At 62.5% G+C, this 23,666-nt stretch carries 19 protein-coding genes; 12 read left to right on the forward strand and 7 right to left on the reverse strand.

What is annotated here, in order from left to right:
* Nucleotides 1-33: 33 nt before the first annotated feature.
* Complete coding sequence (gene purL, locus H7U20_RS00910) at nucleotides 34-4,089, forward strand: phosphoribosylformylglycinamidine synthase (RefSeq protein WP_199517738.1); 4,056 nt, start codon at nucleotides 34-36, stop codon at nucleotides 4,087-4,089.
* Nucleotides 4,090-4,304: 215 nt separating this feature from the next.
* Nucleotides 4,305-4,817, forward strand: coding sequence for a helix-turn-helix transcriptional regulator (locus tag H7U20_RS00915; protein WP_199517739.1), 513 nt, complete (start codon nucleotides 4,305-4,307; stop codon nucleotides 4,815-4,817).
* Between the two features lie 41 nt (nucleotides 4,818-4,858).
* Here the strand turns inward: H7U20_RS00915 and H7U20_RS00920 are convergent, their stop codons facing one another.
* Nucleotides 4,859-5,533 carry a DNA alkylation repair protein gene (locus tag H7U20_RS00920; RefSeq protein ID WP_199517740.1) on the reverse strand — a complete coding sequence of 225 codons (675 nt, stop codon included), beginning with the start codon at nucleotides 5,531-5,533 and terminating at the stop codon, nucleotides 4,859-4,861.
* A gap of 475 nt (nucleotides 5,534-6,008) precedes the next feature.
* On the opposite strand from H7U20_RS00920, the gene H7U20_RS00925 reads away from it, so the two are divergent.
* The 4 genes from H7U20_RS00925 (at nucleotide 6,009) to H7U20_RS00940 (ending at nucleotide 11,789) form a co-directional block, all read left to right on the forward strand.
* Nucleotides 6,009-7,289: a dicarboxylate/amino acid:cation symporter gene (locus H7U20_RS00925; RefSeq protein WP_199517741.1), complete on the forward strand. Its 1,281-nt coding sequence runs from the start codon at nucleotides 6,009-6,011 to the stop codon at nucleotides 7,287-7,289.
* Between the two features lie 25 nt (nucleotides 7,290-7,314).
* Entirely contained in the window at nucleotides 7,315-8,307 is a 993-nt protein-coding gene (locus tag H7U20_RS00930; RefSeq protein ID WP_199517742.1) for a porin, read from the forward strand.
* A gap of 190 nt (nucleotides 8,308-8,497) precedes the next feature.
* On the forward strand, nucleotides 8,498-10,411 hold the full coding sequence (locus H7U20_RS00935; RefSeq protein WP_199517743.1) for a sensor histidine kinase: 1,914 nt from the start codon (nucleotides 8,498-8,500) through the stop codon (nucleotides 10,409-10,411).
* Nucleotides 10,404-11,789 (forward strand): sigma-54-dependent transcriptional regulator, encoded by a 1,386-nt coding sequence (locus H7U20_RS00940; RefSeq protein WP_199517744.1) that lies wholly within the window; start codon nucleotides 10,404-10,406, stop codon nucleotides 11,787-11,789. The genes H7U20_RS00935 and H7U20_RS00940 overlap by 8 nt, the downstream gene beginning before the upstream one ends.
* A 138-nt stretch (nucleotides 11,790-11,927) precedes the next feature.
* Here H7U20_RS00940 and H7U20_RS00945 read toward each other — a convergent pair whose 3' ends face one another.
* The 6 genes from H7U20_RS00945 to H7U20_RS00970 all read right to left on the reverse strand — a co-directional run bounded on the left by H7U20_RS00945 (nucleotide 11,928) and on the right by H7U20_RS00970 (nucleotide 16,589).
* Nucleotides 11,928-12,704: a peptidylprolyl isomerase gene (locus tag H7U20_RS00945; protein WP_199517745.1), complete on the reverse strand. Its 777-nt coding sequence runs from the start codon at nucleotides 12,702-12,704 to the stop codon at nucleotides 11,928-11,930.
* Nucleotides 12,705-12,802: 98 nt separating this feature from the next.
* The gene (locus tag H7U20_RS00950; protein ID WP_199517746.1) at nucleotides 12,803-13,582 is read right to left on the reverse strand and encodes a peptidylprolyl isomerase; all 780 of its coding nucleotides are present in this window, start codon (nucleotides 13,580-13,582) and stop codon (nucleotides 12,803-12,805) included.
* 125 nt (nucleotides 13,583-13,707) lie between these two features.
* Nucleotides 13,708-13,998 carry a BolA family protein gene (locus H7U20_RS00955; protein ID WP_199517747.1) on the reverse strand — a complete coding sequence of 97 codons (291 nt, stop codon included), beginning with the start codon at nucleotides 13,996-13,998 and terminating at the stop codon, nucleotides 13,708-13,710.
* Nucleotides 13,995-14,624: a septation protein A gene (locus H7U20_RS00960; RefSeq protein ID WP_199517748.1), complete on the reverse strand. Its 630-nt coding sequence runs from the start codon at nucleotides 14,622-14,624 to the stop codon at nucleotides 13,995-13,997. Before H7U20_RS00960 ends, H7U20_RS00955 begins: the two co-directional genes overlap by 4 nt.
* Nucleotides 14,625-14,685: 61 nt before the next feature.
* Nucleotides 14,686-15,084: a peptide-methionine (R)-S-oxide reductase MsrB gene (gene msrB / locus H7U20_RS00965; protein WP_199517749.1), complete on the reverse strand. Its 399-nt coding sequence runs from the start codon at nucleotides 15,082-15,084 to the stop codon at nucleotides 14,686-14,688.
* Nucleotides 15,085-15,125: 41 nt separating this feature from the next.
* On the reverse strand, nucleotides 15,126-16,589 hold the full coding sequence (locus H7U20_RS00970) for a protein adenylyltransferase SelO (protein ID WP_199517800.1): 1,464 nt from the start codon (nucleotides 16,587-16,589) through the stop codon (nucleotides 15,126-15,128).
* Between the two features lie 258 nt (nucleotides 16,590-16,847).
* On the opposite strand from H7U20_RS00970, the gene H7U20_RS00975 reads away from it, so the two are divergent.
* The 6 genes from H7U20_RS00975 to H7U20_RS01000 all read left to right on the forward strand — a co-directional run bounded on the left by H7U20_RS00975 (nucleotide 16,848) and on the right by H7U20_RS01000 (nucleotide 23,599).
* Entirely contained in the window at nucleotides 16,848-18,500 is a 1,653-nt protein-coding gene (locus H7U20_RS00975) for a 3-(methylthio)propionyl-CoA ligase (protein ID WP_304621705.1), read from the forward strand.
* Between the two features lie 71 nt (nucleotides 18,501-18,571).
* Nucleotides 18,572-19,828 carry a branched-chain amino acid ABC transporter substrate-binding protein gene (locus H7U20_RS00980; RefSeq protein ID WP_199517750.1) on the forward strand — a complete coding sequence of 419 codons (1,257 nt, stop codon included), beginning with the start codon at nucleotides 18,572-18,574 and terminating at the stop codon, nucleotides 19,826-19,828.
* Between the two features lie 15 nt (nucleotides 19,829-19,843).
* On the forward strand, nucleotides 19,844-20,788 hold the full coding sequence (locus H7U20_RS00985; protein WP_199517751.1) for a branched-chain amino acid ABC transporter permease: 945 nt from the start codon (nucleotides 19,844-19,846) through the stop codon (nucleotides 20,786-20,788).
* Nucleotides 20,785-22,146, forward strand: a complete 1,362-nt coding sequence (locus tag H7U20_RS00990; protein ID WP_199517752.1) for a branched-chain amino acid ABC transporter permease — start codon at nucleotides 20,785-20,787, stop codon at nucleotides 22,144-22,146. Before H7U20_RS00985 ends, H7U20_RS00990 begins: the two co-directional genes overlap by 4 nt.
* A complete protein-coding gene (locus H7U20_RS00995; RefSeq protein ID WP_199517753.1) occupies nucleotides 22,143-22,898 on the forward strand; it encodes an ABC transporter ATP-binding protein in 756 nt (251 codons plus the stop codon). The genes H7U20_RS00990 and H7U20_RS00995 overlap by 4 nt, the downstream gene beginning before the upstream one ends.
* Nucleotides 22,895-23,599 carry an ABC transporter ATP-binding protein gene (locus H7U20_RS01000; RefSeq protein ID WP_199517754.1) on the forward strand — a complete coding sequence of 235 codons (705 nt, stop codon included), beginning with the start codon at nucleotides 22,895-22,897 and terminating at the stop codon, nucleotides 23,597-23,599. Before H7U20_RS00995 ends, H7U20_RS01000 begins: the two co-directional genes overlap by 4 nt.
* Nucleotides 23,600-23,666 lie beyond the last annotated feature (67 nt).

A 23,666-nucleotide genomic window follows, 5' to 3' on the forward strand; every position in this document is an offset into this window, starting at 1 on the left:
CCGCAGCCTCGCTGCATCAACCCCCTCCCAACCATGTTGATTCTGCCGGGCTCCAACGCCCTGTCCGCCTTCCGTAGCCAACGCCTGTTAACTCAACTGCAAAGCGTGCTGCCCGCCGTTGTCGCGGTCCAGGCGCGCTTTGTCCACTTCATCGACGCCGGCGCCGCGCTGACGGCCGATGACAGCAGCCGCCTCGGCGCGTTGCTGACCTATGGCGAGCCGGCCCACGCCGAGCACGCCGAGGGCGTGGTCGAAGAGTTCTTCGTCATTCCGCGTTTCGGCACCATTTCGCCGTGGGCTTCGAAAGCCACCGATATCGCGCACAACTGCGGCATGGCCCACATCAAGCGGGTCGAGCGGGGCGTCGCCTTCCGCGTCAACCTGAAGGCAGGCATTCTCGGCAGCAGCATCGGCGCGGCCAAGAAGTTGAGCGACGCGCAGGTGCAGGATATCGCCGCGCTGTTGCATGATCGCATGACCGAGGCGGTGCTGCGCCATCCGGACGAGGCCGCCGGCCTGTTCCGCACCCTGGACGCCCGCCCGCTCGAATCGATCGACGTGCTCGGCGCCGGCAAGGCCGCGCTGGAAAAGGCCAACACGGACCTGGGCCTGGCCATGTCGGACGACGAGATCGACTATCTGGACGCCGCCTTCAGCAAGGCCGGCCGCAACCCGACCGACGTCGAGCTGATGATGTTTGCGCAGGCCAACAGCGAGCATTGCCGCCACAAGATCTTCAACGCCGACTGGATCATCGACGGCGTGGCGCAGGACAAGTCGCTGTTCCAGATGATTAAGAACACCCATCAACTGCAGCCAAAAGGCACCATCGTCGCCTATAGCGACAATTCCTCGATCATGGAAGGCGCCGAAGTGATGCGCTTCTTCCCGCAGGGCGCGGGCCACGAGTACGGCGCCATGAGCGAACTGACCCACACCCTGATGAAGGTCGAGACGCACAACCACCCGACGGCGATTTCGCCATTCCCTGGCGCCTCCACCGGCGCCGGCGGCGAGATCCGCGACGAGGGCGCGACCGGCCGCGGCGCCAAGCCGAAGGCCGGCCTGACCGGTTTCACCGTGTCGAACCTGATGCTGCCGGGCGCCGTGCAGGCATGGGAAAACGACGCCGACGTCACCGCGCCGGCCGCCGAACGCAAGCTCGGCGCCAAGGCTTACGGCAAGCCGGAGCGCATCGCCTCGGCCCTGCAGATCATGATCGAAGGCCCGCTGGGCGGCGCCGCGTTCAGCAATGAATTCGGTCGTCCGGTGCTGGGCGGCTACTTCCGCACCTACGAGCAAAATATCGGCCGCCAGTTCGCCGGCGCGCACGACACCGTGCTGGGTTACCACAAGCCGATCATGATCGCCGGCGGTATCGGCAACATTTCCGGCCAGCATACCCACAAGAACGACATTCCGGTCGGCAGCCTGCTGGTGCAACTGGGCGGTCCGGGCATGCGCATCGGCATGGGCGGCAGCGCCGCCTCGTCGATGACCACCGGCAGCAACACGGCCGACCTGGACTTCGACTCCGTGCAGCGCGGCAATCCTGAGATGGAACGCCGGGCGCAGGAAGTCATCAACGGCTGCTGGCAGCTGGGCGCGGACAATCCGATCATTTCGATCCACGACGTCGGTGCCGGCGGCCTGTCGAACGCCTTCCCGGAGATCACCAACGACGCCAAGCGCGGCGCGATCTTCGACCTGCGCAAGATTCCGCTGGAAGAGAGCGGCATGGCGCCGAAGGAAATCTGGAGCAATGAATCGCAGGAACGCTATGTGCTGGCCATCGCGCCGGACAGCCTGCCGGGCTTTGCGGCGCTGTGCCAGCGCGAACGCTGCCTGTTCGCCGTGGTCGGCGTGGCCACCGAGGAACGCCAGCTCAAGCTGATCGACCCGGAACTGGGCAACGAGCCGGTCGACATGCCGATGGACGTACTGCTGGGCAAACCGCCGAAGATGCAGCGCGACGTGCACCACGTGCAAAACGAATTCCCGGCCATCGACCTGACCGGCATCGATCTGGAAGAGGCCGCCAAGCGCGTGCTGCTGCTGCCCACCGTCGGCGACAAGTCCTTCCTCATCACCATCGGCGACCGCACGGTTGGCGGCATGAGCGTGCGCGACCAGATGGTTGGCCCGTGGCAGGTGCCGGTGGCCGATTGCGCCGTCACCGCGATGAGCTTCGAGGGTTACCTGGGCGAAGCGATGGCGATGGGCGAACGCACCCCGTTGGCGTCGATCAACGCGCCGGCCTCGGGCCGCATGGCCGTCGGCGAGGCGATCACCAACATCGCCGCCGCGCCGATCAAGGACATTTCCGACATCAAGCTGTCGGCCAACTGGATGGCCGCCTGCGGCCAGCCCGGCCAGGACGCGGCCCTGTTCGACACCGTCAAGGCGGTCGGCATGGAGCTGTGCCCGGCGCTGGGCATCAGCATTCCGGTGGGTAAGGATTCCTTGTCGATGCGCACCACCTGGCGCGACGACGCCAACGACGAGGCCAAGGCCGTCACCAGCCCGGTGTCGCTGATCGTTTCGGCCTTCGCGCCGGTGCACGACGTGCGCAAGTCGCTGACGCCACAGATCAAGACCGACGCCGGCGACAGCGCGATCATTTTGATCGACCTGGGCCGTGGCAAGAACCGCATGGGCGCCTCGGCCTTGTCGCTGGTCATGGGCCAGCTGGGCAATGAAACGCCGGACGTCGACAGCGCGGAAGACCTGAAAGGTTTCTTCGCCGCCATCCAGCAACTGAATAATGACGGCAAACTGCTGGCCTACCACGACCGTTCCGACGGCGGCCTGTACGGCACGCTGGTGGAAATGGCCTTTGCCGGCCGCGCCGGCCTGTCGATCAACCTCGACATCCTGACCCTGGAAGAGGGGCACGGCGCCGATCATGGCGATGCCAAGAACTGGGCCGGCCAAGTCGCCGAACGCCGCAACGAGCAAACCCTGCGCGCGCTGTTCAGCGAAGAGCTGGGCGCGGTGATCCAAGTGCGTGCCGAAGAGAAATCGCTGGTCATGGACGTGTTGCGCACCTTCAACTTGGGCGCCTGCAGCCATATCATCGGCAAACCGAACGACCGTGGCGTGATCGAGTTCACCCGCGATGCCAAGAGCATCTACAGCAAGCCGCGCTTCGAGCTGCACCGCCTGTGGAGTGAAACCAGCTGGCGCATCGCCCGCCTGCGCGACAACCCATTGTGCGCCGACGCCGAATACGACCGTCTGCTGGACGAGAACGATCCCGGCATCACGCCGAAGATCGGCTTCGACCTGAGCGACAACGTGGCGGCGCCTTTCCTGCTCACCGGAGTGCGTCCACGTGTCGCCATCTTGCGCGAACAGGGTGTCAATTCGCACATAGAAACCGCTTACGTCATGCATCAAGCCGGCTTCACAGCGGTCGACGTGCACATGAGCGACCTGATCGCCGGGCGTGTCAAGCTGGACGACTTCCAGGGCATCATCGCCGTCGGCGGCTTCTCCTACGGCGACGTGCTGGGCGCCGGCGAGGGCTGGGCCAAGACGATTCTGTTCAATGCCGCGTTGGCCGAGCAGTTCGCCCGCTTCTTCGGCCGCAGCGACAGCTTCGGCCTGGGCGTCTGCAACGGTTGCCAGATGATGAGCAATCTGAAGTCCATCATTCCTGGCGCCCATGCCTGGCCGAAGTTCACCACCAACAAGTCGGAGAAGTTCGAATCCCGCTTCGCGATGGTGGAAGTGCAGGACTCGCCGTCGATCTTCTTCCAGGGCATGGCCGGCACGCAGAGCGCCATCGCCATCGCCCACGGCGAGGGTTATGCCGATTTCAGCCAGACCGGCAACATCGACGAGGCGGTCGCCGCCATGCGTTTCGTCGACAACCGTGGCGCCGCCACCGAAGCCTATCCGTACAACCCGAACGGCTCGCCGCAGGGTCTGACCTCGGTGACCACGGCCGACGGCCGCTTCACCGTGATGATGCCGCACGCCGAGCGCGTCTTCCGTACCGTGCAGCAATCCTGGCACCCGGAATCGTGGGGCGAGGATTCGCCATGGATGCGCATGTTCCGCAACGCGCGCAAGTTCGTCGGCTAAGCCGCGAGCTTGCCTGGAAAGAGCCGGTGCCGCGAGGTCCCGGCTCTTTTTTATGCATTTTTTCGATATTCCATGCTTGTTTTTAGCTTGTTTTTGGCTTGAGTTGAGCGTTTTCTCGGTTCAAATCCACTGCAGCACGCTTTTTTGCCTGCCCGGTCCTGTTCGGACAGGACGCCACTAGAATTATCCTGCCGGCGTCTCTGCTCGGCTTGCCCTTGCGGCTGGCCGATCCTGCGCTGGCGGCGATGCTGGAACGGCAGGTGCAAGCCGGCTTCGCCGCGTTGCCGGCAAAAGATCCATTTGAGCAAGATATGCGCCGGCGTATCTCGCGCCAGTTGTTGCAAGGCGAACCAGGCCTGCGGCATCTGGCCGCCGAGCTGAACAGCAGCGGCCGCACGCTGCGGCGCCATTTGAGCCAACACGGCTGGAGTTACCGCGCCTTGTTGGATGACATCCGAAAACATCTCGCCCAGGACTATCTACGCGATCCGCGCCTGGCCTTGCCCGAGGTGGCTTTGCTGTTGGGCTATTCCGAGCAGAGCGCATTCAACCGGGCTTTTTTGCGCTGGTTCAATCTCACGCCGCGTCACTGGCGCTTGCGCAACGCTGGAATATTCTCCCCGAGCGCTTTAAGGGCACTTCGAAAAACCACCAAATTGTCGTTCCGCATCGGCGGACCGCCGCGTAGGCGGGAACCCATGCTGAGCCAATGGACATGCGGGGTATAGATTCCCGCCTACGCGGGAATGACGGGTTTTTAGAGGTGCCCTTAAGCTGAGGTGTTTTTCAGGTGTTTATTTGCTTCGCGATAGCTCAGGGCCGGCAAACGGTAGGACTCCGCTTGTAGAAAGCTGCGCACAGCGGCGGGATTGTGGTGGGCATAATCGCGCAAGGCCCAGCCGATGGCTTTTTGAATGAAAAATTCCTTTTCCGGCGCCAGCATCAGGCAATAGGCGAATAGACGCTGTTGGTCGAGCTGCTGGCGCCAGCCCAATTGATGCAATAGGGCGATGCGGCGCACCCACATATTCGGATGGCGGACGCAATCATCCATTCCCTCATGCTTTCCGCGCAATACGTCGCCCACCAGCGACGCCAATCCATCCACACTATCCCACCACGACTTCTTTTGCGCCAATTGAATTAAATCCGCCACATGGCGGGTTTCCAATTCCTTCCAGTGCATCGCCAATAAATCGATGGCGACATATTGATATTCTCTTTCCGGCAACTCCCATAATTCGTTGGCGCGGCGGAGCAGGGCGGCCGCGCCGACTCCTTTTAAAGACTTCAATATTGGTTTAACGGCCGCGCGCCGCTGCGGTGTCGCCACGCCCAAAAAATCAAACTGGCCGCGCAGGTAGGCGCGCATGCCGACGCTGCGCTCGGATTCGGCTGCGCCGCCGAGGGCGGCGGCAAGCTCGAGATGGAAGGAATCGGTCATCGTGGCGGTATCCAGGGCTGTTGAGTTTGCAACAACATCTTCTGCGCAAGTATAGGCCGCTTCGCTTCATTCCACCACTCGGCGCCGTGTTCTCCTATGAGGGGAAACGGGCGCTGCGTTGTCGATATGCTCATTTCTAGCTTGAATAGACTCAACTTTAGCGTAATCGATACAAGTCGACGGCTCCTTGTTGGCTGTTTGCCGTGCCGTCGCCGGGCAATTCGTGTCCAGTCCAAGAAGTCATACGCGGGCGAAATTTATCGTCCAATAACTTGGACTGAATTCTATGTCGATGCAAAGTTTCCATGCGGAATGTCGTTTGAAAACAATGCCTTAGTGAAAAGTGGACGGTTTGTCCATGCCAGGCACGCTGCTTGCTATGTACCCTCCAACCTGTGGCCATCGGCGGCGGGGTTGTTAATACAAAGATGGGCGCCAATGCCGCGCCCAATCGCTACCCAATTGGAGAGTCAAGATGAAAAAGAAACGCCCATTAACCCTATACATCCTGATCGCGATGGTATTGGGCATAGCAGTCGGTTACGTCTGCCATGACACCTTCCCCGACAAGAAAATCACCACGGAAATCGCCGCGCATATATCGATTGCGACGGATGTATTCCTGCGCTTGATTAAAATGATTATCTCGCTGCTGGTATTTTCCACCCTGACCGTTGGTATTGCCCATATGGGCGATGGCAAAGCCGCCGGCCGTATCGGTGCGAAAGCCATGGGCTGGTTTGTTTGCGCCTCGCTGGTTTCCTTGACGCTGGGTATGGTGCTGTCCAACTGGATGCAATTGGGTGCCCATTTGGGTCTGCCATTGCCACCGGTCGATGCCGTCACCGGTTTGAAAACTTCCGCCTTCACGTTGAAAGATTTCGTCGCCCACATGGTGCCGAAATCGCCGATCGAGGCGATGGCCAATAATGAAATCCTGCAAGTGCTGGTGTTCTCCATCTTCTTCGGCAGCGCCCTGGGCGCCTTGGGTGAGAACGGCAAGAAACTGACCGCCGTCATCGACGAGCTGGCACAAGTCATGCTTCGCATCACCGGCGCCATCATGACCCTGGCTCCTTTGGCCGTCTTCGCCGCCATGGCATCGGTGGTCACCACCAACGGTCTGACCATCCTGGTCACCTTCGCCAAGTTCATGGGCGGCTTCTATCTGGGTTTGTTCTGCCTGTGGGCACTGCTGATCGGTGGCGGCTTCATCTTCCTGGGCAAGAGCGTGTTCCGTCTGATCGGTTTGATCCGCGAACCATTCCTGTTGGCATTCTCGACCGCCAGCTCGGAGGCCGCCTATCCGAAACTGCTCGACTCGCTGGACAAGTTCGGCGTGCAACGCAAGATTTCCAGCTTCGTGTTGCCGATGGGCTATTCGTTCAATCTGGACGGTTCGATGATGTACTGCACTTTCGCCGTGCTGTTCATCACCCAGGCCTACGGTATTGAGCTGTCCTTGGGCACCCAGATCACCATGCTGTTGCTGTTGATGCTGACCTCGAAGGGCATGGCCGGCGTGCCGCGCGCCTCGCTGGTGGTGATCGCCGCCACCTTGAACCAGTTCAACATCCCGGAAGCCGGCTTGCTGCTGCTGATGGGCGTCGACCAGTTCCTCGACATGGGCCGTTCCGCCACCAACGCCGTCGGCAACGCCGTCGCCACCGCCGTCGTGGCCAAATGGGAGGGCGCGCTCGACACCGAGGCGCATCTGACCGCCGTCGAAACACCCGCACGCATTCACGCAGCATAAAACAATCAATAACAGGAGACCCTCCATGAAACAACTCGCCATTTCCGCTATCGCCCTGACCCTGTGCTCCGGCGCCGCCTTCGCTCAATCAAGCGTCACCGTCTACGGCGTGGCCGATGCCGGCCTGGTGCTGGAACGCGGCGGCGCCGCCGGCAACGTCAACACCCTGGGCGGTGGCGTCGGCTCCGGCTCGCGCCTGGGCTTCAAGGGCAAGGAAGACCTGGGCGGCGGCATGAGCGTTCGCTTCATCCTGGAAAGCGGCATCGGCCTCGACAATGGCGCTTCCGGCCAGGGCGGTCTGACCTTCGGCCGCCAAGCCGCGCTGGGCCTGTCCGGATCCTTCGGCGCGGTCTCGCTGGGTCGCCAGTACTCGCCTTACTACAAGGTGGTGCGCGACGTGGCCGATCCCTTCGAGGTCGGCTTCGCCGGCACGGCCAGCAACTTGATGTCGACCAACACCCGGGTCGACAATCTGGCCGAGTACACCAGCCCGACCGTGGCCGGTTTCACCGCCGACCTGGCCTATGGCGCCGGTGAGACGGCCGGCAACAACGCCGCCAACCGCAGCCTGAGCGGCAGCGCCAGCTATGTGCGCGGCCCGCTGACCGTGGTGCTGGCCCACCACGTCAAGGACAACGCCCTTGCCACCGCCCATGCGCGCAACACCATGATCGTGGCACGTTATTGCGTCGACGCCTGGAGCGCCAGCCTGGCCCGCGCCGTCAACCGCGACGTCGCCGGCGCCGAAAGCAAGGACACGCTGTTGGGTCTGAGCGCCAGCTCGGGCGCCCACAAGGTGTTGGCCTCGGTCATCCTGCACCAGGACGACAGCGCAGTGAACCATGACGCCCGCCAGTACGCCATCGGCTATCTGCACCGCCTGTCGGTGCGCACCGAGCTGTACGCCGCCTATGCCCATATCAACAATCGCAACGGCGCCAGCTTCAAGGTCGGCAATGCGACTGACAACGGCAGCGGCAGCACCGGCGTGAACCTGGGTATGCGTCACTCGTTCTAAACGCTCGCTTCTAGCCGGCCACCACGCGCCGTCGCGGCCCACGCCGCGACGGCGTCTTATTTTTGTATCTGCGCTTTGAAACGAGGCCTCAGTGCCTTCGGCGCAACAGTTTTCGTGTCGAAACCCTCAGCCGGGCAAGATTACGATTACAGTATGGCCTCACCGTATCAAGGCGCCCCGAGAGAGTCATATGCAGTCTTCCACGCAACACACGAGTGCCGGCCCGCGCTGGCATGGCCGCGCCCGCTGGTCGCGCGGCCAAGTGCTGGCCTGGGGTGGCGTATTGCTGTTCTGTCTGGCGCTGGCCAGCCTGGCCTATTACTGGGCCGGCCAAATCACCACCGACAGGCTGCGGGTCAGCGGCGCGCAAAGGCTCAACGCCTACGCCGCCAGCCTGGAGAACCTGCTCGACAAATACGACTTCCTGCCGCGGACGCTGGAATTGAACAAGGATGTGATCGCCTTGCTCAAGCAGCCCAGCGATCCGGCGCTGCGCGAGGCCGTCAACATCTATCTGGAGCGTGTCAATCAACAGGCCCGCTCCACCACCATTTACGTCGTGAATCTCAACGGGGTCACGCAGGCATCGAGCAACTGGCGCGAAAAAGATAGCTTCGTCGGCGATAATGTCTCCTTCCGCCCCTATGTGCGCGACGCTTTGCAGCGTACGCCGGGCGGCTTCTACGGTGTCGGCACGACCCGGCTGGAGCCGGGTTACTTCTTTGCCCATGGCATCTATCATGACGGCCATATGCTGGGCGTGGCCACGGTCAAGGTCAACATCGAGAAACTGGAGAAAACCTGGGTGCAGGGCGCCGACAAGGTCATGCTCAGCGACGAGCAGGGTGTGGTTTTCCTGAGTTCCGTTCCGTCATGGAAATACCGCACGCTGGTGCCGCTGGCGCCCGAAGTGCGGCAACGTCTCGATGCGACACGACAATATTTCTCCCATCCGCTGGAAGCGCTAGGCTTCAGCTATCAGCCGGAGATGGCGGACGGCACGCGCCGGGTGCAGGTGCCGGAGCTGGGCCAGGCCAACGGCAGGGAGGGCCGCGTCTCCGGCATGTTGATGCAGCGCCGCTCGCTGGCGCCGCGCAACTGGGAATTCATCTATCTTTCCGACCTCAGCCAGGCGCGCTCGAACGCCCAGGCGGCGTTTATTTTCTCCTGCGTGGCGCAGGGTTTCATCGTCTTGCTGTTCCTCTACGTTCGGCAGCGCTTGCGCGCGACCCGCCAGCGCCGCAAGGCGAGGGAGGACTTGCAGCACGCCTATGACAATCTGGAAATCATGGTGGCCGAGCGCACCTACAGCCTGCGCCAGATGACGCAAAACCTGAGCGAGGAGATCGCCGTGCGCCGCCAGGCCGAGCAAAAGCTGCAGGTGACGCAGAACGAGCTGTTCCAGGCCGGCAAGATGGCGGTGCTCGGTCAGATGTCGGCCGGCATCACCCACGAGTTGAACCAGCCGCTCACCGCGCTGCGCACCATGTCCGACAACGCCGTGGTGCTGCTGGAGCGCGGCCGGCTTGAGGTGGTCAAGAGCAACCTGGTGACGATCTCGCAGATTGTGGGTCGGATGGGCACGATTACATGCCAGTTGAAGGCATTTGCGCGCAAATCGACGGCGCCGCCGAGCGCCGTGCCGCTCCAGTCGGCGATCGCCAACGCGCTATTCCTGGTCGAGCGGCGCATGGAGCTGAGCCGCGTCGATTTCCGTCTGCATATGCGCAGCCCCGGCGCCCACGCCTGGTGCGATAGCAACCGCTTGGAGCAGGTGCTGGTCAACCTGTTCAACAACGCGCTCGACGCCATGGCCGACAGCGAGTTGCGGCAACTCACCGTCAGCGTCGACAGCGCCGGCTCGCGGGTGCTGATCCGGGTGGCCGACAGCGGCCCCGGCATGACGGAAGAGATGCGCAGCCATCTGTTCGAACCTTTTTTCACCACCAAGCCGCAGGGACAGGGATTGGGCCTGGGCTTGGCCATTTCGGAGCAAATAGTGCGTGAGTTCGGTGGTATATTGAGGGCGGAATCAGCCCCGGGCGGTGGCGCCCAGTTCGCCATCGAGTTGCAGGTCGCGGAGCAGGAGCTTGGACATGATTGAAGGTTCGCCGGCCCAGCCGCCGCTGCAGATCCTGCTGGTCGAGGACGACGCCACCGTGCGCGCCGGCAGTGAGCAGGCGCTCGAGCTGGCCGGGCTGGAGGTGCAATCCTTCCATGCCGCCGAACTGGCCTACAAGCTGATTACGCCGGGCTTCGCCGGCGTGCTGGTGACCGATGTGCGCTTGCCCGGCATGAGCGGGCTGGAGTTGCTGGCGGCGGTCAAATTGATCGATCCGCAACTGCCGGTGATCCTGGTCACCGGCCACGGCGACATCACCATGGCCGTGCAGGCGATGCGCGACGGCGCCTATGACTTCATTTCCAAGCCGTATTCATCCGAGCAGCTGGTCGACGTGGTGCAGCGTGCCGTCGCCACGCGCCGCTTGATGCTGGAGGTGCACACCTTGCGCCGCAAGCTGGAGCACAACGAGGGCATCGAGGCCACGTTGCTGGGCAACTCCGCCGCCATCCGCGATGTGCGCCGCCTGATCCTCGACCTGGCCGACGAGCCGGCCGACGTGCTGATTTATGGCGAAACGGGCACCGGCAAGGAAATGGTGGCGCGCTGCCTGCATCAGCACAGCCGCCGGGCCAAGCACAACTTCGTCGCCATCAATTGCGGCGCGATTCCAGAAAGCATCTTCGAGAGCGAGGTCTTCGGCCACGAGCCCGGCGCCTTCACCGGCGCCGCCAAGCGGCAGATCGGCAAGATCGAGCACGCCGACCAGGGCTCGCTGTTCCTCGACGAGATCGAGAGCCTGCCGATGGCGCTGCAGGTCAAGCTGCTGCGCGTGTTGCAGGAGCGCTATGTCGAGCGGCTCGGCTCGAACAATCTGCTGCCGGTCGACGTGCGGGTGATCGCCGCCTCCAAGGCCGATTTGAAGGAGCTGTCCGACCAGCAAAAATTCCGCAGCGATTTGTACTACCGCCTGAATCTGATCGTGCTGCACCTGCCGCCGTTGCGTGAGCGGCGCGAGGACATTCCCTTGCTGTTTGAGCACTTCGTGCTGGACGCGGCGGCGCGCTACAAGCGGCCGGCGCCCATCATCTCCGGCGCGATGATGCATTCGCTGATGGCGCATGCCTGGCCGGGCAATGTGCGCGAGCTGCGCAACATCGCCGACCGCTTCGTGCTGGGCCTGTCGAGCGGCGGCGAGGGCATCCTGGCCGCGCGCGACGCCGCGCCGGCGCCGCTGTCCGAACAGGTGAACGGCTTCGAACGGGCACTGATCGAGCGGGAACTGCGCAATGTGGCCGGCAACGTCGCCGAAGCCTGTGTCGTGCTGAGTCTGCCCAAACAGACCCTGTACCACAAGATGCAAAAATATAATCTGGTGGCCGAGGACTACCGCACGCCGGCGCTCGGCGGCGAGCGCTAGGCAACGATGCGGCGCTGCAAGGGCTGACATCGAAACGCTCATGCGGAAACACAGATGTAAAAACACAGATGTAAAAACACCGATGCAAAAACGCAAAAAGCGCTTCCGAGGAAGCGCTTTTTTTGTGGGCCGGGAATCTTATTGGATCTTGGCTTTTTTCATCAGATCGTCGCGGAAGGCGGCGATTTTCTTCTGTTGCATGGCTTCGGCGATCTGGCCTTTGACTTCTTCCAGCGAAGGCAGTTTGCTGGCGCGCGATTCTTCCAACTTGATGACGTGGAAACCGAACTCGGTTTTGACCGGGGTTTCGGTGTATTGACCGTTTTTCAGGGCCACCATGGCGTCGGCGAAAGGCTTGACCAACTTGCCTGGCGCCATCCAGCCGAGGTCGCCGCCGTTGTTGGCGGAACCGTCCTTGGAGACCTTGGCCAGTTCTTCGAACTTGCCACCGGCCTTCAGCTTGGTGATGATGTCCTTGGCTTCGGCTTCGCTGCCGACCAGGATGTGGCGCGAATGGTATTCCTTCTCGCCCATGGCGGCCTTGTACTTGTCGTACTCGGCTTTGATCTCGGCATCCTTGACCGGGTTTTTCTTCACGTAGTCGGCCAGCATGGCGTTGATGATGACGCTCTGGCGGGTGTTCTCGATCTGCGACTTGACTTCAGGACGCATGCCGTAGCCTTGCTTGTCGGCTTCCTGGATCAGCACTTCGCGGCCGATAAGTTCCTTCTTGATCGCTTCGCGCAACTGCGGGCTGTCTTGCTGCTGGCCCTGGGCCACCACTTGCTTGACCATCTGGTCGACGCGGGCGGCAGGGATGGCCTTGCCGTTGACGGTGACCGCGTTCTGGGCGAAAACTGGCGCTGCGATAACAGCGATCAGGGCTAACAACAGGCGGGCAGGCTTCAACATCATTATCATTCCTATAAAAACGGGTAAGTGCGTCCGGTTGGGGCGCATAGTCTAAGGCTGAATCGAAACCGGCGCCCCTGGGGGCGCCGGCGATCACAGCATTACTGAACCTTGGCCTTTTTGACCATTTCTTCTTGGTAGGCTTGCAGCTTCTTCTGGGTCAGCGCTTCCGAGATTTGCGGTTTCACTTCTTCCAGGGTAGGCAGCTTGGCTGGACGGATGTCGTCCACTTTGATGACGTGGAAACCGTTCGGGGTCTGCACGGCTTTTTCGGTGACTTGACCCTTGCCCAGCGCGACGAAGGCGTCGGAGAACACTTTCGGGAAGGACGACGGGGTCGCCCAGTCCAGATCGCCGCCGTTCGATGCCGAACCGGTGTCTTTCGAGGTCTTGGCCAGTTCTTCGAACTTGGCGCCGCCCTTCAGCTTGGCGATCACGGCGTTGGCTTCGGCTTCGGTCTCGACCAGGATGTGGCGGACATGGAATTCCTTGTCGCCGGCCTGGGCCGTGAACTTGTCGTATTCAGCCTTGATGTCGGTGTCTTTGACCGGGTTCTTCTTGACGAAGTCGGCCACCAGGGCGTTGATGATGATGGCCTGGCGAGCGTTTTCCAGTTGCGTCTTGACTGCGGTGTCCTTGCCGAAACCTTGCTTTTCCGCTTCCTGCATCATGACTTCGCGGCCGATCAGGTCTTTCTTGATCAGTTCGCGCAGTTGCGGGGAATCCGGTTGCTGGCCCTGGGCGACTACTTGCTTGACTACTGCATCGACGCGCGAGGACGGGATGGCTTTGCCGTTAACCACAGCAATGTTTTGTGCGAACGCTGGTGCGGCGACGACTGCGAGAAGTGCGATCAGCAAACGGGCTGGCTTGAAAGTCATTATTAATTCCTGTAAAGGGAAAGTTTTCGTGAAAAGTGCTAGTCAAAAGCTTGGATTCTGGATGGGCCGAATCTGTTCAATTATTCTAAGGCCTATCTGAATCATTCGCCAAACTTTGCGCTACATCATACTTCGGACGGTGCCAGTGCGGTAATGGCCAATGCATGAATTTCTTTATGCATCATATCGTGCACGGAATCATACACGAGTCGATGTCTTGTGACGAGTTTGAGACCCTCAAATTGGGCTGAAATAATACGCAAATTGTAATGGCCGCCGCCGGAGGCGGCGCCGGCGTGTCCGGCGTGCATCGCCGAGTCGTCGTCGAGCACCAATTCCTGCGGCGCCAGGGCGGCCTGCAGGGCGGCGCGGATGCGTTCGATGCGGCTGTCGGCCGCCTGGTTTGCGTCGCTCATGCCTCCTCCTTCATGTGCTTGGATAGGTAGAAAGTCTGGCCGATGATGAAGGCGAACATGATCGCCGTCGAGCCGAAGGCCTTGAAGCTGACCCAGGCCGCCGTGTCGCCTTTAAACAGCACGAAGGCGACATACAGGTTCAAAAAGCCCATAAAGGTAAAGAAGGTGATCCAGATCAGGTTCAGCCGCTGCCAGATCGGATCGGGCAATTGCATGATCGCCTCCATCGACTTGCGCATCAGATTCTTTTTAAATAGTAACTGCGCGCCGGCCAAGGTGATCGCCGAGCCCCAATAGAAAATCGTCAGCTTCCACTTAATCAGATTTTCGTCATGGAAATAGATGGTCAGGCCGCCGAAGAAGACGAACAGCAACAGCGAGATCCACAAGATGGTGTCGACCTTGCGGCCGCGCGCCAGCAAATAGGCGATCTGGGCGGCCGTGGCGGCCACGCCGGCGATGGTGGCGACGATCATCGGCGCCAGATCGGCCGTGATCGAGCCGCCGGAGATGATGCCGCTCAGGTGGGCGTTGATATAGTTGGTGGCCAGCTCCGCATTGGCGCCACCCCATTTGAAGGCGCCGAAAAACACCAGCAGGGGGAAGAAGTCGAACAGGAATTTCATGATTATTCTGTGTGCTCTGAGTAGTAGTTATTGTGGAATTATTGTGGAATTATTATGGATTTTATTGCGGATCGAAGCGCAGCGACGCCGAATTGATGCAATAGCGCAATCCGGTGGGGGGCGGGCCGTCGGGGAAGACGTGGCCAAGGTGGGCGTCGCAGACGGCGCAAATGATTTCGGTGCGCAGCATACCATGGCTGCGATCGACGATTTCCGTCACGTTGGCCGGGTCGAGCGCTTCGAAATAACTCGGCCAGCCGCAGCCGGAATCGAATTTGGCGTCGGAGCGGAACAGCGGCGTGTTGCAACACACGCAGGTGTAGATGCCGTGTTCGTGGTGGTCCCAGTACTGGCCGGTGAAGGCGCGCTCGGTGGCGGCGTGGCGGGCCACCTCGAATTGCATGGGTTCGAGCATGGCGCGCCACTCGGCGTCGGTTTTGCGTACTTTATTCGTGGTCATGGTCGGTTTTCTCGCGATGTGGGCGTGATTGCACAGTTGAATCAGGAGGAGCAGCTGACTTCGAGCTCGCTGGCCCAGTCGGGCGGCAGCGCCGCGTAGGACTCGTGCTCTGGCTGTTCGTCGTAGGGCCGCTGCAAAACTGACAGCAGGCGCGCCACTTCAGTAAAGTCCTTGTTTTGCGCTTTTTCAATGGCAACTTGCGCCAGGTAATTGCGCAAAACGTACTTGGGGTTGGCGCCGTCCATGGCCGCCTTGCGTTCGGCGTCGCCGCGGCTTTCCTGGTTCAGGCGGACGCGGTATTGCAGCGCCCAGGCGTCGAAGGCGGGGCGGTCGATGAACAGGTCGCGCAGCGGCTCGTCGGCGGCCGCGTGGTCGCGTTGCAGATTGCCCAGGCGGCGGAAGAACAGGGTGAAATCGACGCCGTTGGCCTGCATTAGCGCGAACGTTGCGTCGAACAGGGCCTGATCGCCGTCCTGCCCGGTGGCCAGGCCCAGTTTGGCGCGCAGCAACCCGTTGAGCTTGGCGGCGAACTCGGCCTGGTAGATGTCCAGCGCCGCCTGGGTCGCCTCGACCTCGCCGATCAGCGGCAGCAGCGCTTGGCCCAGCGCGTAGCAGTTCCAATGGCCGATCTGCGGCTGCATGGCGTAGGAATAGCGGCCCTGCTGGTCGGTGTGGTTGCAGATGTGTTCGGCGTCGAAGGATTCCATGAAGCCGAAGGGGCCGTAGTCCAGGGTCAAGCCGAGGATGGACATATTGTCGGTGTTCATCACGCCGTGCATGAAGCCGACCGCCTGCCAATGGGCGATCATGTGCGCCGTGCGGCGCGTTACTTCGGCCAGAAACGTCGCATATTTATTCTCTTCGTCCAACAACTGTGGATAAAAGCGCGCGATCACATAGTCGGCCAGGACTTTCATTTGCTCCGGCTGGCGCTTGTAGAACCAGTGCTCGAAGGAGCCGAAGCGGACGAAGCTGGGCGCCATGCGCAGCACCACGGCCGAGCTTTCGACCGTTTCGCGCATCACGCCCTGGTCGGAGCCGGTGACGGAGAGGGCGCGCGAGGTCGGAATACCCAGCGCGTGCATCGCCTCGGAGCAGAGGAATTCGCGGATCGACGAGCGCAGCACGGCACGGCCGTCGCCCATGCGCGAATACGGCGTCAGGCCGGCGCCCTTCAGTTGCAGTTCGATCGGGCCGTCGGGGCCGGCCATGTCGCCGAGCAGAATGGCGCGGCCGTCGCCCAGTTGGCCGGCCCAGACGCCGAACTGGTGACCGGAATACACGGCCGCCAGCGGTTCGGCGCGCTCGGGGACGGCGTTGCCGGTCAGGGTGTCGAGGTAGTCCTGGCGCGCCAGCAGGGCCGGATCGAGGCCGAGCAGGCCGGCGGCCGTGTCGCTGACCGCCACCAGATACGGCGCGGGCAGCGGGGTCGGCATCAGCCGGGTGTAGAAAGCAGCGGGCAGGGACGCAAAGGAATTGTCCAGCGGCAGTTTAGCGGCAGTAATAGCGGTTCCAGTCGGAGGTTATTTCAGTGGCGGCCGGTGTCGGCGAGCGCAACGGCCAATAGGGAATTCTAACCCAACGGGCGAATTGTATTGGGCGCAAATCGCTTTTTGCAGTACCGTTACATACGCTAACAGGCTTATTTCGCTAGGTATCCGGGTGTTGTGCGCAGTTGCTGCGGCGCAGCATCGAAAAAAGTTGACGGTTTTAGCACGGTCGTTCCAAACTCAGCCGCATCCGTTCACTTTGCAGGAGCAGCAATGTCGTCTTTACCGATGAGTCCCATGATGGGCCAGATGATGAGCCAGCCTTTGCTCATTTCAAATATCCTCGAATTCGCCGCGCGCCACTACGGCTCCAGCGAGATCGTGTCGCGGCGGGTGGAGGGCGATATGCACCGCTACACCTACCGCGAGTGCCACCAGCGCGCCCGCCGCCTGGCCAACGCGCTGCACGGCCTGGGCGTGCGCATGGGCGACCGGGTCGCCACGCTGGCATGGAACGGCTACCGGCATCTGGAGGCGTACTACGCCGTGTCCGGCTCCGGCGCGGTGCTGCACACGATCAATCCGCGCTTGCATCCCGAGCAGGTGGCCTACATCATGAACCACGCGGAAGACCAGTACCTGTTGTTCGACCTGACCTTCCTGCCGGTGGCCGAGGCGATCGCCGCGCATTGCAAAACCACCAAGGGCTTCATCCTGATGTGCGACCGCGAGCGCATGCCGGCCGAGAGCAAGATCCCGAATCTGCTGTGCTACGAGGATCTGATCAATTCGCATTCGGATGACTACGCCTGGCCGCAGTTCGACGAAAACTCCGCCGCCACGCTGTGCTACACCTCCGGCACCACCGGCAATCCCAAGGGCGCGCTGTACTCGCACCGCTCGACGGTGCTGCACGCCTACGGCTCGGCGATGCCGAACGCGCTCAACGTTTCCTCGCGCGACACGGTGATGCCGGTCGTGCCCATGTTCCACGTCAACGCCTGGGGCCTGCCGTATTCGGTGCCCTTGTCCGGCGCCAAGCTGGTGTTCCCCGGCGCCGCGCTGGACGGCAAGTCGGTCTACGAGCTGTTCGAGAACGAGGGCGTGACCTTCTCGGCCGGCGTGCCGACGGTGTGGTTGGGCCTGATCAACTATGCCACGCAGAACCAGCTGAAATTCTCCACCTTCCGCCGCACGGTGATCGGCGGCTCGGCCTGCCCGCCGGCGATGATGAACACCTTGATCGACGACTTCGGCGTCGAAGTGGTGCACGCCTGGGGCATGACGGAGATGTCGCCGCTGGGCACCACCTGCACCTTGATGGCCAAGCATCTCGAACTGGATCGGGAAGGGCAGCGCAAAATCCTGCAAAAACAAGGACATGCGGTGTACGGCGTGGACATGAAGATCGTCGACGACGACGGCAAGGAGCTGCCATGGGACGGCGTCGGCTACGGCCACCTGCTGGTGCGCGGGCCGTGGATCATCGCCAAGTACTACAAGGACGAGGGCGGCGACGTGTTGCAGGACGGCTGGTTCCCGACCGGCGACGTGGCCACCATCGACCCGGACGGCTATATGCAGATCACCGACCGCAGCAAGGACGTCATCAAGTCCGGCGGCGAGTGGATCGGCACCATCGACCTGGAGAACATCGCCATGGCCCACCCGGCCGTGCTGCAGGCGGCCTGCATCGGCGTCGCCCACCCGAAATGGGACGAGCGTCCGCTGCTGGTGGTGGTGCTGCGAGCCGGCCAGCAAGTGAGCCGGGAGGAATTGTTACGCTTCTTCGACGGCAAGATCGCCAAGTGGTGGTTGCCGGACGACGTGGTGTTCACCGACGCGCTGCCGGTCGGCGGCACCGGAAAAATCCAGAAAAACAAGCTGCGCGACCAATACAAGGAGCATAAACTGCCCACGGTGTAGATTTTCGCTGCACGGTAACAAACCAGGCCGGGCGCCACGACCCGGCCAACCACATAATAAACGGAGACACCATGACGAATTCCTCGCGCGCCCTTGTCGGTCGTACCACCGTGTTCGCTGCCGTGTTCAGCTCCTGCCTGGGCATGGGCACGGCGGCGGCGGACACCGTGAAAATCGCCTTCATCGACCCCTTGTCCGGTCCGTTCGCGCCGGTCGGGCAGAACCAGCTGAAGAGTTTCCAGTTGATCGCCGACATGGCCAACAAGGGCAAGTGGGCGGGCGACAAGCAGATCGAAGTGGTGGGTTTCGACAACAAGGGCAGCCCGCAGGAATCGTTGACCCAACTCAAAAGCGTGATCGACCAGGGCTACCGCTACATCACCCAGGGCAACGGCTCCGGTGTCGGCCTGGCCTTGCTGGACGCCGTCAACAAGCACAACGAGCGCAATCCGGGCAAGGAACTGGTCTACCTGAACTACGCGGCGGTCGACCCGGACATGACCAACAGCAAGTGCAGCTTCTGGCACTTCCGCTTCGACGCCAACTCGGACATGAAGATGGAGGCGCTGACCAGCTTCATGGCGCCGAATCCCGCCATCAAAAAGGTCTACATCATCGGCCAAAACTATGCCTTCGGCCACGCCGTCGCCCGCGCCGCGCGCGAATACCTGACGCGCAAGCGGCCCGACATCCGCATCGTCGGCGATGATCTGCACCCGATCGCCCAGGTCAAGGACTTCTCGCCCTACATCGCCAAGATCAAGGCGTCCGGGGCCGACACCGTCATCACCGGCAACTGGGGCGCCGACTTGGCCCTGCTGATCCGCGCCGCCAAGGACGCCGACCTGAAGGCCAATTTCTACACCTACTACGGCATCACCACCGGCGTGCCGACGGCGATGGGGGCGGCCGGCGCCGAGCGCACCAAGATCGTCGGCAACTGGATGGCCAACAACGAAACCTTCGCCGGCAAGGAGATCGTCACCGCCTTCAAGGCCAAGTACAACGACGACTATTACGCCGCGCAAACCCATAGCATCATCACCATGCTGTCGCAGGCGATCAAGACCGCCGGCAGCGCCGATCCGGTCAAGGTCGCCTTCGCCATGGAGGACTTGAAGGTGCAGTCGATCAACGGCGAGGTGTGGATGCAGAAGAAGGACCACCAGTTGCAGCAGGCGCTGTATATCGGCACCTGGAGCAAGGTCAACGGCAAAGACGTGCGCTTCGACCAGGAAAACACCGGCTACGGCTGGAAACTCGACAAGAAGATCGACGCCTACGTGGCCGGCCAGCCGACCTCCTGCCAGATGAAGCGCCCAGGCTAAGCCGGACGCCATTCGATGGAATTCACGCTGTTTACACTGCTGAACGGCGTCAGTTACGGACTGCTGCTGTTCATGCTGTCGTCCGGGCTGACGCTCATCTTCAGCATGATGGGAGTGCTCAACTTCGCCCACACCAGCTTCTACATGCTGGGCGCCTATATTGCCTGCAGCATCAGCGCGCGCATCGGTTTTTGGCCGGCGTTGCTGCTGGCGCCGCTGGTGGTCGGCCTGTTCGGCGCGTTGGTCGAACGCTATGGCCTGCGGCCACTGCACAAGCTGGGCAATATCCCTGAATTGTTGTTCACCTTCGGCCTGTCGTATCTGATCGTCGAGCTGGTGCAACTGGTGTGGGGCCGCGCCGCGCTCAATTATCCGATTCCAGCGGAGTTGGATGGTCCCTTGTTCACGCTGTTTAGCACCAGTTTCCCCAAATATCGCGGCTTCATGATGGTGGTGGCGCTGGCCATGCTGGGTGTCGTCTACTTGCTGCTGACCCGTACACGCATCGGTCTGGTGATCCAAGCGGCATTGACCCATCCGGAGGCGGTCGAGGCCCTGGGCCACAACGTGCCGCGCATCTTCATGTGGGTGTTCGCCGGTGGCAGCGCGCTGGCCGGGCTGGCCGGGGTGATCGGCGGCAACGCCTTCGTCACCGAACCGGCCATGGCGGCCACCGTCGGCAGCATCATCTTCGTGGTGGTGGTGGTCGGCGGCATGGGGTCGCTGGCCGGCGCCTTTGTCGCCTCGATCCTGATCGGCGTCATGCAGACGACGGCGGTGGCGCTGGACTACTCGCTGGCCAGCGTGCTGGGCCGGTTCGGCGCGGAAGTCACGCCGAGCACGCCCGGCTTCGCGCTGCTCAATGTCACCATCGCCCAGAGCGCGGCAATTTTGCCCTTCCTGCTACTGGTGCTGATCCTCATTTTCCGGCCCAAGGGCCTGATGGGGACGCGGGAATGAGCGCCCGGCAAGGCAAGCAGGCAGCCGGCCGACAACTCGTCGAACCGGCTGTGGCGCCGGTGGCGGCCGGCCGGCTCAGTTTCGCGCCGCTGAACCTGGGCCGCTACCTGGCCTGGGGCGGCTACGCCGTCTTGCTGCTGTTGGCGCCGCTGATCTTCGCCAAGGGCGGCGCGCTGACCTTGCTGTCGCAGATGGGCACGGTGATGATCTTCGGCCTGTCCTACAACATGCTGCTGGGACAGGGCGGAATGTTGTCGTTCGGCCACTCGGTGTACTCCGGCCTGGGCGCCTTCTTCGCGATCCATGCGATGAACGCGGCGGCCACCGCCGGCGGTGCCTGGTCCGGCCTGCCCGTCAGCTTGGTGCCGCTGGTTGGCGGCGTCGCCGGCATGGGTTTCGGCGTGGTGTTTGGCTATGTCACAACGCGCAAGGCCGGCACCACTTTCGCCATGATTACGCTGGGCTTGGTCGAGCTGGTGTTCGCCAGTTCGCTGATGTTCCCCGGTTTCTTTGGCGGCGAGGGCGGCGTCACCAGCAACCGCGTCATGGGCGCGGCGCCGTTCGGCATCAGTTTCGGGCCGCAGATCCAAGTCTACTATTTGATCGCCGCATGGTTGTTTGCGTGCACGGTCGCCATGTATGCCTTCACCCACACCCCGCTCGGCCGGCTGATCAACGCCGTGCGCGACAACCCCGAGCGGGTAGAGTTCATCGGCTACGACACGCGCTGGGTGCGCTATCTGACCTTGATTTTGTCGGCCTTCTTCGCCGGCGTGTCCGGCGGCTTGTCGGCGATCAACTTCGAGATCGTCAGCGCCGAGAACGTCAGCGCCCTGCGCTCGGGCAGCGTGTTGTTGTTCACCTTTATCGGAGGCATCGGTTTCTTCTTCGGTCCGATGCTCGGCGCCGTGGTCGGCATCCTGTTCGCCGTGTTGCTGTCGGACTTCACGCCGGCCTGGCAGTTGTACCTCGGGCTGTTCTTCGTGTTGCTGGTGCGTTACGCGCCGGCCGGGCTGGCCAGCCTGTTGATGCGGTTGCTGCGGCTGGCATTGCACGGCAAGCTGGGCCGGGTCGGCCCCGGGCTGGGAAGGATGACGTTGGCCGTGCTGCCCGGTCTGCTGGGCCTGATCGGCGCCGTGGAGATGCTCTACCACCTGACGCTGGATGCGGCCAACGGCAGCGTCAAGCGCCTGTTCGGCCTGAGTGCCGACACCGCGACCGCGCTGCCCTGGTGTGTGGCGGGCGGACTATTGCTGCTCAGTGTGCTGGCTTGGCGGCGCTGCCTGCCGTCGTTCCAGGCTGCCTGGCTGGCCGCCAACGCCGAGATCGCATTGAAAACCGGGAGTGCAGGCCGATGAACGCCCTCGAACTCATCGACGTGCGCAAGCAGTTCGGCGCCGCGCAGATCATCCGTGGCGCCAATCTGACGGTGGCGCAGGGCGAGCGGCTGGCCGTGATCGGTCCCAACGGCGCGGGTAAATCGACGCTGTTCAATCTGGTTTCCGGCCGTTTTCCCGCCAGTTCCGGCGCCATCCTGCTCAATGGGGAAAACATTACTGGCCTGAAACCCTATCAAATCAACCGCCGCGGCCTGGCCCGCAGCTTCCAGATCAGCAATCTGTTCGTCAATTTGTCCGTCTATGAGAACTTGCGCTGCGCCGTCCTGTGGTCGCTCGGTTACAAATACTCCTTCTGGCACCGGCTCGGCGGCCTGCGCGACGCCCACGAGCGGGTTGAAAGCCTGCTCGAGCAGATCGGCCTGCAGCGCCAGCGCGGCGTGCCGGCCGGCGTGCTCAGCTATGCCGAGCAGCGCGCGTTGGAGATCGGCATCACCATCGCCGGCGGCGCCGACGTCATCCTGCTCGACGAGCCGACCGCCGGCATGAGCCGCTCCGAGTCCGACGCGGCGGTCGAGCTGATCCGCAAAATAACTATCGGCAAGACCTTATTGATGGTGGAGCACGACATGAGCGTGGTATTCGGCCTGGCCGACAAGATCGCCGTGCTGGTTTATGGCGAGGTGATCGCCTGTGACACGCCGGCCAACATCCGCAACAACGCGGCCGTGCAGGCGGCCTACCTGGGCGCTGCGGACGAGGAGGCGGCATGAGCGAGTTGCTGGATATTCGCGGCCTGCACGCCTATTACGGCAAGAGCCACGTGTTGCACGGCGTCGACCTGCGGGTTGGCCGGGGCGAAATCGTCAGCCTGCTCGGCCGCAACGGCGTGGGCCGCTCGACCTTGGTCAAGGCGGCCATGGGCCAGGTCAGCGCGACCGGCTCGGTGCGCTTCAAGGGCGACGAGATCCTCGGCCTGAAGGCCTTCCAGATCGCCCATCTGGGCCTGGGCTATGTGCCGGAGAACCGCGACATTTTTCCCACGCTCACGGTGGAACAAAACCTGATCCTTGGGCAGAAGAAGAACGTACAATCGGGACGCTGGCGCTTGGACGACATGTACGCGATGTTTCCCCGCCTGCAAGAGCGGCGCCAGGTGGCCGCCGGCGTGCTGTCGGGCGGCGAGCAGCAGATGCTGACGCTATGTCGCAGCCTGATGGGCGACCCCGACCTGATCATGATCGACGAGCCGACCGAGGGCTTGGCGCCGAAGATCGTCGCGCTGGTGGCGCAGTATCTACGGGCCTTGAAGGAGAAGGGCATCTCGGTGCTGCTGGTTGAGCAAAAGCTGGCGATCGCGTTGGACATATCGCAGCGCGTGTACGTGATGGGCCACGGCGCCATCGTCTTCGAAGGCACGCCGCAGCAACTGCGCACCGACGCCGCCGTGCGCAAGGAGTGGCTGGAAGTTTAGACGAAGAACCGGCGGGTTCAGCCAACCGGCAGCCGGCGGGGTCAGCAGCCGGCGGGGGGGGGGGGGG

This window comes from Rugamonas violacea (genome assembly GCF_016461825.1).
Taxonomy (GTDB): domain Bacteria; phylum Pseudomonadota; class Gammaproteobacteria; order Burkholderiales; family Burkholderiaceae_D; genus Rugamonas.